This is a genomic window from Methanocella sp. (genome assembly GCF_035506375.1).
Lineage (GTDB): Archaea > Halobacteriota > Methanocellia > Methanocellales > Methanocellaceae > Methanocella.
This window is the reverse complement of record NZ_DATJPM010000026.1, coordinates 1-11,178: the sequence shown is the minus strand read 5'-3', so window position 1 is coordinate 11,178 and position 11,178 is coordinate 1. Positions and strand designations below refer to the sequence as shown.

At 53.4% G+C, this 11,178-nt stretch carries 10 protein-coding genes and 1 tRNA gene; 3 read left to right on the top strand and 8 right to left on the bottom strand.

The window, feature by feature from the left end:
- Positions 1-378: 378 nt before the first annotated feature.
- Entirely contained in the window at positions 379-1,389 is a 1,011-nt protein-coding gene (locus VMC84_RS02985) for a PGF-CTERM sorting domain-containing protein (RefSeq protein ID WP_325377994.1), read from the bottom strand.
- 564 nt (positions 1,390-1,953) lie between these two features.
- On the opposite strand from VMC84_RS02985, the gene VMC84_RS02980 reads away from it, so the two are divergent.
- Positions 1,954-2,439, top strand: a complete 486-nt coding sequence (locus tag VMC84_RS02980; protein ID WP_325377992.1) for an Lrp/AsnC family transcriptional regulator — start codon at positions 1,954-1,956, stop codon at positions 2,437-2,439.
- 469 nt (positions 2,440-2,908) lie between these two features.
- Here the strand turns inward: VMC84_RS02980 and VMC84_RS02975 are convergent.
- A tRNA-Ser gene (locus VMC84_RS02975) sits at positions 2,909-2,982 on the bottom strand.
- Positions 2,983-3,215: 233 nt separating this feature from the next.
- Between VMC84_RS02975 and VMC84_RS02970 the strand changes: the two genes are divergently transcribed.
- Positions 3,216-3,728, top strand: coding sequence for an Lrp/AsnC family transcriptional regulator (locus VMC84_RS02970; RefSeq protein WP_325377990.1), 513 nt, complete (start codon positions 3,216-3,218; stop codon positions 3,726-3,728).
- A gap of 2 nt (positions 3,729-3,730) precedes the next feature.
- On the opposite strand, the gene VMC84_RS02965 is transcribed toward VMC84_RS02970, so the two are convergent.
- The gene (locus VMC84_RS02965; protein ID WP_325377988.1) at positions 3,731-4,180 is read right to left on the bottom strand and encodes an Lrp/AsnC family transcriptional regulator; all 450 of its coding nucleotides are present in this window, start codon (positions 4,178-4,180) and stop codon (positions 3,731-3,733) included.
- Positions 4,181-4,363: 183 nt separating this feature from the next.
- On the opposite strand from VMC84_RS02965, the gene VMC84_RS02960 reads away from it, so the two are divergent.
- Complete coding sequence (locus tag VMC84_RS02960) at positions 4,364-5,767, top strand: RAD55 family ATPase (RefSeq protein WP_325377986.1); 1,404 nt, start codon at positions 4,364-4,366, stop codon at positions 5,765-5,767.
- Positions 5,768-5,924: 157 nt separating this feature from the next.
- On the opposite strand, the gene VMC84_RS02955 is transcribed toward VMC84_RS02960, so the two are convergent.
- The 5 genes from VMC84_RS02955 to rqcH all read right to left on the bottom strand — a co-directional run.
- Positions 5,925-6,356 (bottom strand): hypothetical protein, encoded by a 432-nt coding sequence (locus VMC84_RS02955; protein WP_325377984.1) that lies wholly within the window; start codon positions 6,354-6,356, stop codon positions 5,925-5,927.
- A 183-nt stretch (positions 6,357-6,539) separates the two neighbouring features.
- Positions 6,540-7,727 (bottom strand): hypothetical protein, encoded by a 1,188-nt coding sequence (locus VMC84_RS02950; protein WP_325377982.1) that lies wholly within the window; start codon positions 7,725-7,727, stop codon positions 6,540-6,542.
- 57 nt (positions 7,728-7,784) lie between these two features.
- A complete protein-coding gene (locus VMC84_RS02945) occupies positions 7,785-8,408 on the bottom strand; it encodes a hypothetical protein (RefSeq protein ID WP_325377980.1) in 624 nt (207 codons plus the stop codon).
- 83 nt (positions 8,409-8,491) lie between these two features.
- Positions 8,492-9,550, bottom strand: a complete 1,059-nt coding sequence (locus VMC84_RS02940; protein WP_325377978.1) for an mRNA surveillance protein pelota — start codon at positions 9,548-9,550, stop codon at positions 8,492-8,494.
- Positions 9,547-11,178: ribosome rescue protein RqcH (gene rqcH / locus VMC84_RS02935; RefSeq protein ID WP_325377976.1), on the bottom strand; the 1,632-nt coding region annotated here is incomplete at its 5' end. The genes rqcH and VMC84_RS02940, both read right to left, overlap by 4 nt.

Here is an 11,178-nt window from a genome sequence, read left to right as displayed (position 1 = left end):
AAAGGGCACAGAGCCGCTTTTTGAACTTCTAAGATACAAAGGATAAGAAGGCACAGGGGCAAAAAGTGCTCTTGCTCATTCCACTATGCCCTTGTATCCTTCGTGCCCTGATCGCCAATGAACCAGCTTTGTGTCCTTTGTAACTTAATCTAAAAAGAAAACTTTGTGAGCCTCCGTGCTCTTCGTGCCTTTGTGGTGAAAAATAGTGCCCTCCGTGCTCTTAAAAAGCTTAAAATACGGGAGTAATTCAATACAACAAATTTTTTTAAAAATTAACTAGCTTAGTAATCATTTACTAATTAACAAAACTTGACTTATTCAACACAGCAAAAAAAGGAAGCTTATACCCGCCTGTTGCGGGCATAAGCAGCTATTTACTTATTTCTTCTTCCGCGTGATCAGCGCCAGCGCGGCGATCATGCCCATTGCAGCCAGTACGATCTCGAATCCCGGGGACTGGCTCTTCGTGGGTGCGGCTGTCGTCGGGGCTACGGCCGTGGGGGTGACCGGCACGGGAGTCGCAGTCGTGGTCACATTGGGCTTGACCGTGGGGGTCGCCGAGACGGCCGGGGTCGTAGTCTGCGTGCCGGTGATGACCTGCTTGATCGTGCCGTCCGGGTTGTAGATTACGGACTGGTTCGACATGTGGACGACCGGCTGGTGGGCGTAGAAGTCTCGGATGCCCTGGAGATCCATGTTAATATTCGTCGGGGACGGGTTTGCCGAAGGCGATGGGCTGGGAGACGGATTTACGGATGCGCCCGTATTGAATGTAACGCTCGTTACAACTGGCACGGTCATGAATGAAGGATCCTGGACGTCGCCATCGACCAGGTATAACACGATATACTTCGGCGGGCCGCTCAAAGATAATGTTGCCGGGTAGCCCCAGCCGGCAATGCTGAAATCGGCGGTCTGGCCATTGTCAGTTGAGGTTATCGTCGCAGTATACACGTAATCAGATCCTCTGGCGGGTATCTCAGGATCAAAGGCAGCGATGTTATTGACATTACCGCCTGTGCAAACTCCTAATGGCCCGTCGTTTTGGGCGTTACCGATCAGCATATCCCCGGAGGTATCCGAGGCGGTTGAGGCCGTGCTGATACCGACGTATGCCGAAGTCCCATTGCTCTGTAGCTTGAAGGGTATCGAGACTGAAAAATTCCCGTCGCTGCCCACGGTTATTGGGTGGACTGCCCTGGCAGTGCCCGATGATGCATAGACGCCTTCCATAGAGGTGAACATACCTTCGAAGCTGCCCTGGGTCACGGTCCAGCCTTGACCCGAGTCTACTGTTCCCATAGCGCTCCAGCTCGCGGCCATGGCCATAGTAGCGCTGAGTACCATTGCCGAGATCATTATAAGTGTTATTAAGACTTTATTCTTCATCAATTTCCTCCTGCTAATGCTTGTCCGATAAGGGGTTTATTCCCTAGCAATTCACTAATATACGTAAGGGCATCAGCTTTGTCTTAAAATATAGCGGATTATATTGAATAAATCGAATAATTAGCGATTTTATATAAAGTATATGATAATGGTACGCTTATGCCGCAATGTTGTTCATTTATGGCATGCCTGGTAAAAAAACCGACCAATATATAAAAAAGTTTATATGTGAATACCGGATGATTAACGATCGCACATGTCATTATCGGCAGAATATGCCATAGCAAATATCGTCATATATAAATGTTATCTGTAAATTAATGTTAAAATAAACAGGCGTGAATTCAAATTTCTCTTTAAATCGTCTTCGTGCGCATCATTTTAAGATATACGGTAAAAAAAGAACGTGGCAAGCCCTTCATGGAAAATTATTGGATATACTACGCGCCATATAACATAATTTTTATAAAAACACCGATTTTTCTTTTATTTTATCACACTTCTTTCGCTATTTATATGACGAACACTTTCAATCCAAGCCACTAATTAGGATTTTTGAGGATTATGGCGTATAAATCTGTCAAGGACCTCGATGCCGTCGATATTAAGATCATAGAGAAACTCTGCCAGGACTCTTCCGCCTCATTGAACGATATCGCGAAGGAGCTTGGCATTTCCGCGTCCACGGTTCATAAGCGCATCAACAGCCTGAAGGAGAATAATATCATCGAGCGCTTCACCATACTTTTCGACCCGATGATTTTAAATTTAAAGACCGTGGCCTTCGTGGGCATCGAGCTGGAGCGGGACGCGCTCATGGGCAAGAAGAAGGAAGAAGTGCTCTCCAGCCTGTCGGGCATCCCCTACGTGGTGGAGATCCACGAGACGCTGGCGCCCTTCGACCTGATCTTGAAATTGCGCACCAAGAACGTGGAAAAGCTAAGGAGTGTCATCACGAGCATCGCAGCCATCGACGGCATCATGGCGACCAACACCATCCTGACCACGAACCGCATCATGGAGCGGTTCATCGAAGTGCCCGCGGTATAACTGGGCTCTCGCGCTTAATCCTTTACCGCTTTAGCGATGCACGTACAGCCTCCGGTTTTTCAACACTAAAACACGAATTATTTTTATATCCCACGTAAGGACACGAACATCACAAAAGCTCATGCCGGGCGTTCAAAACACAAAACAACATCCCTAGAGCCCCAAATCACTATAAGACTGAAACACAAGAACGGCATGTAAGTGAATGCTTTCTCTTGTGTTTCATTTTCTTGGAGAGGTTCGTCTCTTTGAGATATTGTTTTATGTTTTGACACTAAAGCATGGGCCTTAGAGATGCTCGTGCCCTTACGTGGGATATAATAAATTTTCGTGTTTTAGTGTTGAAAAACCGAAGCGATAAGCTCCACAATAACATGGCATAGAAGCCAAAGCGGGCTATATCACCGGAGAAGTCGCAGGCAGGAGAATTAGCTAAGGATAAAAAGGAATTACCAGCCTATGTAGTGGGAGCCCCCGGCAAGACTTGAACTTGCGACGCGCTGATTACTAGTAATCCGCTTTGACCAGCTGAGCCACAGGGGCACGGCATACGGTATTTAGGCAAGCGTACGCTTAACAGTCCCCCGAAGAAATAACGTAAATATAATATTTACCCTACAAAGAGGACAATCGCCATAGTTCTGCCACGTAAGCGGATACTTGATAAAAATTTATAATATTATGGCCAAATATGATAATAAATTTACTAGATTAGGAAAGGTATATATAAGTATAATAAGCTATTGTTTATAATATCATACCGGAGCGCTCGATCAATGAGCTCAAAATTTAAGGGCAACCTGGACGAAACGGATATTTACATCATCCGAAAGCTTTGCGAGAACAGCAACACGCCCCTCGCCTGTATCGGGGACGAGTTGAACGTTTCGCCTTCCACTATCCATAAGCGTATTAACCGACTGGTCGACGGGGGCGTCATCGAGCGTTTCACCATTCTATTCGATCCGATCATCCTCGACCTGAAGACCGTGGCCTTCGTGGGCATCGAGCTGGAGCGCAGCGCGCTCACCGGAAAAAAGAAAGAGGACGTCATTGCCGAGCTCATGATCATGCCCGAAGTACTCGAGATATACGAGACTCTGGAGCCATTTGACCTCATGCTGAAGCTGAGGACGAACAACGTGGACGTGCTACGGGAGATCATAGGAAATATTTCCAGCATCGGCGGCGTGCTCAACACGAACACTATACTGACCACGAAAAAGATCCTGGAGACGCCGCTCAAGTACGAGGCCGTCGAGACCGATAATAAAGTAAATAAAAATTGACTTTAATGGATGTCCACGTACGACATCTCACGGATGGACTCCATGATGATGATCGTCTCGTAGTCCTTTATTCCCATCGGGGCCACTTTTTCCTTTAGTATGCGCTTCAACTCGTCGTAGTCCCAGGTGGCGATGAGGAACGTGAGGTTGTATGCGCCGCTCGTGTGGTAGACCTGCAGGACGTTGTCCACGCGCTTTAGCTTACGGGTCACTTCGTCCAGCCTGCCCGAGTCGACCTTGCACTTGATGATGGCGTAGCAATCCAGGCCGGCCTTCTTCTTGTTGATTACGACCGTATAGCCTTTGATGACGCCCTCCTCTTCCATAATGCCTATCCTGTCACGAACCGTGGACTGGGCCCGGTCGATCTTCTTAGCGACGTCCTTGTAGGTCATCCTGCCGGACTGCTGGAGGATGTTGAGTATCTTTTTGTTCATTTTGTCGATCTTCATACCATTGTCCCCGGTTTTTATCGGTTAGATTATATTTATTGGGCACATTAGTATATAAATATTCGTTTTTTAACGCTCGCGCCGAAACGCCTCCCTCGACATGCGCAGCCTGAAGGCCGTACTTAAAATACTTATATTAACATTGTCCAATCATTATAATACAATTTTGAGGGATGTCAGAGCATGGGATTGGCCACGGTGAAGACCGATATCGCGGGATTAGACACGCTCCTCGGCGGGGGCATACCGAAGGGCTCGACCATGCTCATATCCGGCCCCCCGGGTGCTGGTAAGACTGTGATGGCCTTGCAGTACACGTTCAACCAGGCCCGGAAGGGCGGGCGCGTGCTGTTCGTGAGCACCCATGAGCTTTTGTACTCCATCAACAAGTTCGCGTCGACGATGTCCTTCTTTGACCTCAACCTGGTCAGGACCGGCGTCAACCTCGACTTCTACGGGCCCCGGGAAGAGGGAGGGTTCGTAGAGTTCTGGGACTATTCGCTCGGCACCATAGCGGAGGGCGAATATGCGGGCGATATTTACGATATCGTCCAGGAGCGCGTGAGCTCCCACCGCATCGACCACCTGGTAGTCGATTCCATCAGCTCCATACGCCTATTCACCGGCGATGACCTGGAGCGCCGAAGAAAGCTGCTCCTGTTCCTGGGATGGGCTTCCCGATCGGGCTGTACGACAATTTTCACCGCGGAGGGCGACGGCATCGAGCGCATGCTGGTCGACGATATCGTCGACCTCGGGAAGCAGGAGATTGCAGTCCAGGGCGGCCCCGGCATCGCCGTTAAAACCCTTGAAGTCGTCAAGCTCCGGGGGCAGGAGCATTGCTTCGGGCGGTATCTGTATAATATTTCAAATGACGGCATCACGGTGCTGGCCCCGGGCACCGGCAGCCCGCCCGAGGTCGAGACAGCAAAGACAGGGGTTACAGACCTGGACGAGATCATCTCGGGGATGCCTTATGGCTCCACCTGGCATTTTATCGTCCGGTACGAGTCCCTCTGCCGTCCTCTCATGGACACGATGGTACGGGAAACGCTCGCCTCCGGCGACAGCCTCGTGTATTTTGCTTCGGCGGCGGACGACTTCTCTCTTGAAGCGTTCCGGTGGCGTTTCGGGGCAGAGGGCGAGCTTAAAGGCCGCCTGGCCATCGTGGATCCGTTCGGCCTTCCCGCGGCTGATAAGATTAAGGATTTCATTGTTTCAGTGGAGATGGGCGAAAATGCCGGCGTGCCCGTGTCGCGTCAGCGTCTGGTGAAAGGAAAGCGCATCCGGATCATCGCTGATGCGGGAAGCATGGAGAGATGGTCCGGCATTGCCGGCGCCTGGAAAGCGCTGGAATTTTCCCGGAGCAGGGCCCGTGAAAAGGGCGAGCTTCTGATCGTCTTTAGCGGCCCGTCTGCCGATGGCCCGCTGTCCTCGAATATATCGGCCGCCTCGGACGGCTTTGTCGATGTCTGGGGCTATGGCGGCTATGCGCTGCTGCGGGTCCGGAAGGCTCCCTATGCGAAGAGCTTCGAGCCTTTTGTGGCCCGGCTTGAGCAGGGGCAGATACGCCTCAAGCGGCTCTAACATCCCGGCTCGAATTGCATTTACAATATACAATCTGATTTACCCGTTATGCCTTCCCGGAGTGTCCTTAACCACAGGGACAGAGGAGAAAAAGCGAGAATACAAAATAGCCAGAGCAATAGTATAATCCGAAAAGCATACAAGAATTAGAAAAAGATTACAGGCCGTAGTCCTGTATGACGTCCCACCCGGCCTCCACGTAGAAGACGGGCTTATCGAAGAGCCTCTGGTGCAGGGACAGGTATCGTTCGAGGACCTCCAGGACCTCGTCCCGGGGGATGAAGTACTTCATATCCTCCATGCGCTCAGTGATCTCGTCCACTTCCTCGAAAATAGGATTAAGGTCGTTGACGATGACGAACTCGTTGTCGAGCATGCGCTCCATGGACTCGCAGAGGCGGTCGGTCTTATCCATCAGCCGGTACTGGAGCCGGTTATACTCCTCCAGGTTCCGGATGAACGCGTCCACGTCGGGGACTTCTCCGCTCTGGACGATGTCCGCGCCCGCGTCCATATAATAGCCCGATATGTCATCGGGCGTGATGTCAATGTCGGGAAAGTCGACCTTTATACGCCTCTCGCTCATCATGTTTATCAGAATTAAACAAATAAATTATAGTATATATCTTTTCTCGTTTATCCCACAATTTATTGGGTAAACTGGACATAATATATAAATTATTTCGCTTTTTAATGCATAATAATTGCTTGTTTAGCAATCGAAAGCTATTATCAGCCAATTTATAAAAATGAGAACGAAAGTCCCTGGCGCTTAGATGAGCAGCCCTGTGGCTTCCTCGACGATGCCGGCGCCTGTGCCCAGCTTCCTGAGGTTGACTTTCCGGCCATCGGCCTTGAAATCGAACTTCGTGACGTTGACCATGTGCTCGTTATAGTTAAAGATCCCGCCGTGGCGGAAGTTGAAGCCGTGGTCCGCGTAGGTCCTGGCGACTACGGCCAGCGAGTAGCCGTTGCCCTTGCTGGTGATCTTCCAGCTCTTCATGAGGTTATCGTGCTTCACATCGATGTTATAGACCCAGTAGAGCTTATCCTCCGAAGCCGAGTAGAAGGCGCCCTTATTCCTCAGCGAGTAGTTCATGTCACGGCTGCCAAAGTACGGCTTGAAGAACACGAAGTACGAGCCGTCCCGGAATTCGAAACGGGACCAGTACCAGGGGACCATCGGCGTCATGAGGATGACCTTTTGTAAATAGCACCTGCCACTGTACTCGCGGCCGTTGAGGGTACCGGTGAAATCGTAGTAGAGGTTATACACCTGATAGTTCAGCCGCATCTTGAGCTCGTTCAGCACTTCCGTGTCATAGCCCGAGGCCGGCTTCGTCAGGCTGAAGTCGCACTTGATGGCATTGCTGTCGACCCTCACCCTGAACTGCGGCACATTTCCCGAGATGTCGATGCTCAGGCCTTCGCCGGCCGATACGATCGAATGGTCCGTGACGCTGGTCATCGTCTCCACGGTGGGCACGACGAGCTTTTTCCTGCCGTCATAGCACCAGGCGAAACCCCCCATGCGGGTCGTGCCGTTGCCGGGGCTGTCTCCCAGGATCTCCACGTTGTCGATCACCGACTTGCGGGAGTTCCTCCGGCCGAAGGTCACGATGAGCTGCATCGGGTTCTTTTTCTTATCCATCGAGGTGAAGATCGCGAACCAGTACTCCTTGCCGTAGGGTATCAGATTCTCACATTTATAAAATATGGGCTCTATGCCCGGCGCGGCCTCCGATGCCTTATAGATTCCCGTCTTGTAGTCCGCATTCGGGTAGATGTCGATGCGGTGGAGCTGGCGGCCTGATATTACGCTGAGTACCTGCTCCTCGTAGTCTCCCGTGGCATCGAGGATGTTACGCCCGATGCGCCGGCCATTTTTTATCAGCGGGCGGCCCATGGAAGGCAGCTTTACGGCGCCGCTGAAGCCATTAAAAAATCTTATATCCCTCACTTTCAACCTCTGACCGTATTATGATACTTAAGCTTTCATGAATTTATAACCGTTTTCCTATAGTATGCCGTTGAGTACCGGGATGATGAACGCCTGGTATACGGCGGAGATGGCAAGTAATATAAAAACGACGACTAGCAGCTTTAAGTTTTCGGCGACCGCGCGGGCGTACATCCGGAGCATCCATCGGAAGCCGGCATCTATGTAATCGACGGCGACGACCATCTGCCGGACGCAGGCGAAAATGGCTATGATGTACGCCTCTCCCTGGAGCAGCATGGCCACGTACTGGGGCAGCAGGTCCCGCATCGTCATCACGCCTTCCAGGGGTAAGACATAGGAAACGCCCCAGATAAAAAACCGGGCCGAGCCGATTATGGGCCCCCATAATGGTAATACCGCCGACGGTATGGTGATCAGCCCCAGCGTGTTCAGGCCGAAGCTCGAGGCCAGGCCGCTGATGCTGGCCATGAGGGAGTCCGTAATGTTGGCCGGCGTGCTCAGCGACCCGCTGATGGTATCGGCGCCCAAAAACTGGACCATGGACATCTGCAGGCCCGGGCTGATCAGGGCCAGCACGGCTCCGATGAGGAGCACGCAGAGATAAAGAACGTTGAGGCCGGCAAGCAGTTTCCAGTCCTTTCTCATGATGCCGATGGAATCGCTCAGCGGGTTATTCACGGGTGACCTCTAGTCTAAATGCTCCTTAATCTCATATATTATTTGGCTTCAGCATAATAAAGGCTGGACTGGCCGTCATCCGGCTATTGCCCGCTAATCTTGAACCGCAGGAGCGCCGCCACGCCACCCAGCTTCTCCAGGCGCTGGCCTGGCTCGAACTCCGTCGAAAAAATGACCACTTTACCCCGGGACTGCTCGACGGACTTCATCATGCGCTCGATGTCGGCCTCGCCCTTTTCCCGGTAGTTCCGCAGCGTCTCGTCGGCGATAAGCAGCACCTCCACGGCGCCGAGGCCCACGGCATCTTTCGTCTGCCGGTACCCGTAGGTGGCCTTGCCGTCGCTCGCGATCTCTACCAGGAGGCGCTCGATGAGCTTTGCTTCCCTGGATATTCGCATCTCCTCGGCGACGCGCTCGATGGCCCCGCGCCGGAGCACCTCCTGGAAGCCTGAAGAGCCAATGGACGAGGTATCCTCGACAATGACCTTGTCGGCGGCCTCTTTTGCGTTGTTCCTCAAAAATTTCACGAAGTCGTCCTTGATGAAGCCGGGGCCGGCGACCACGAAGGTCTTGACCCTGTCGGCGTTCTTAAGCTGCGCCGCCACTTCGCCGAAAAACTCGGCCCTCGCGTCGGTGCCCTCCCGCTTGCCGGAGGACGACTGCCTTATCCTGGAGACCTCTTCCACACCGTACTGCCGCAGGAAGCCTATGGCGGCCTCGCCCTCCTCGATGGTGACGATCTCTATCTCGGGCAGCTTCGCCTCCTCGATCGCATCGCGTATCCGCTCGATCTGGTCGGGCTTCCAGTGCTTGATGATCGACAATTCAGAATACGGCTCGATGTTGAGCGTGTGGTACATGCCCGTGTCCAGGTCGGAGATGATGATGCCCTTGATGCGCAGGCGATTCGAGAACTTATGGAATTCCACGGACTCCACCCTGACGCCCAGCCTCACGGGCCTCTTGTCCATCTTCTCGGGCCTGAGCTTATCGGTGGCGCTGTCCAGGACCCGAAAGGTCAGCGAAAAGACCGTATCGCCTGGCTCTATGACGTATTTTAGATGCCAGAGGTCGTCGAGAGACTCGGGGGTAAGCGATATCTCCCCATAATCCCCCCTGAGATCTTCCTTGTTGACCTTCATGTTACGATCCTCGACTCTCCCGGCGGCAGGAAAGGCGACACTTTATCGGGCGAAGCCGCCTGGCGGATGGCCTTCGCGTCGTCTTCGCCCGCGTGCTCCAGGAAGTAGCGGTAGATCTTTTTTGCTATATCGCCCTGGCTGAACTCGCCGGGCTCGACGACGACGCTGTATTTCGCCCTCGCCTTTACGGCGGCTACCGGTCCGCCGATGACGTAGCACCCGGTCTCGTCGAACCGGATGCCTGAGGCCGCCCTCGTCTCCACGTTCCTGACGTAGTTCCGCTCACCCCGGACGATGAACGCTCCCTTGGCCACGTATTCGCCCGACTCGGGCGTCTTGCTCACCTGCTCCGGGCGGACCCAGAAGCAGTCCCCCGAAGACTGGCCGGACTTCCATACCGACGAATAGGATACGGCGAACTGGGCCACCTCGGCGAGGGTCTCCTCCGTGATCTCCCGGCCCTCCGTCTTAACGATGGTTATGGGGGCGCCGAACGCCTGCGCGTGGAAGAAAATGTCCTTCTTGTCCATGTACTTCTTGACGAGCTCCTCGTTCTGATCGGCGTCCCGGCCCGCTATAACAAGGAAGCCGTCCGACGTGAAGAACCACCGGTACTTCTCGTACCACTTCGGCTTTCGGGGCTTCATTTTGACGACAGGCCTCTGTGCATCGGCCGGCTTTTCCTGCGGCATCGCCTTCGCCATCATCCGCTTCGTGTCCTCGATGGCCTTGAGGGCACCGTCCTTCTTGGACTGGACCTTCTTGGCCTTATCGTAGTAAGTTTGTGAATTCTGGGGAACCGTAAGGTCAATGTTGATGCTGATGGCCGCTTCGGGGAACTTCACGGTGACTGTGTTAGCCGCCTGGTCCACGGACTGTATCATGGATGCCGCGGTGTTGCCCGCTTTTTTGGCATCCTTGAGGACCTTGCGGATATCGTCCCACGACATGCCCCTGGCGCGGGCGCCCCTGATGACCTTGATAACGTCTTCGACCGCCGCGTACTCGGCGTATATCAGCTCGCCCTTGCGGACGTTCTCCTTCTCCTCCTTTTCGAACTTGGCGATGGCCTCTTCCTGCTGCTTTAATCTTCTTTCCAGCACGCCGAGCTTCTCGGCCTTCTTCTCCACGACCTCGGCCTTTGCCTCGGCCACGATGTGCTTGCCGTAATACTCGTCCAGCGCCCTATTGAACGACTCGAAGTAGACTTTCTGGTCGTTCGCGTACCGGCTCAGCTCCATGGGAAGGACGTCGATCTCCTTGCCGTCGCGGATCACGATGTTCGGCCTGAGATTTCCCTCCCTGATGGGCCTGAACAGCTCGCTCAGGCCGTTGAGGACGAGCTGGACCTCGCTATCCACCAGGCTCTTCGCGGGCTTATTCTTGTCCACGCCCGCCAGCGCCAGCGCCTCCTCGGCGTACATGCCGCCGATGCTCGTCTCCGTGGCCAGCGTCCTCACCACGTCCCGGTCCGAATTTGCAAAGAGGGCCTTCAGCGCCTCCGCCGTCAGGTCCATCGGGCTCAGCTGCGGCGGCGGGAACTCGTACTGCTCGCCCCGCAGGACGTCCCTGTCCTTCATCTTCATGGAGCGCAGGGGCATCATGATGCGGCGGTTCTCGTCCAGCAT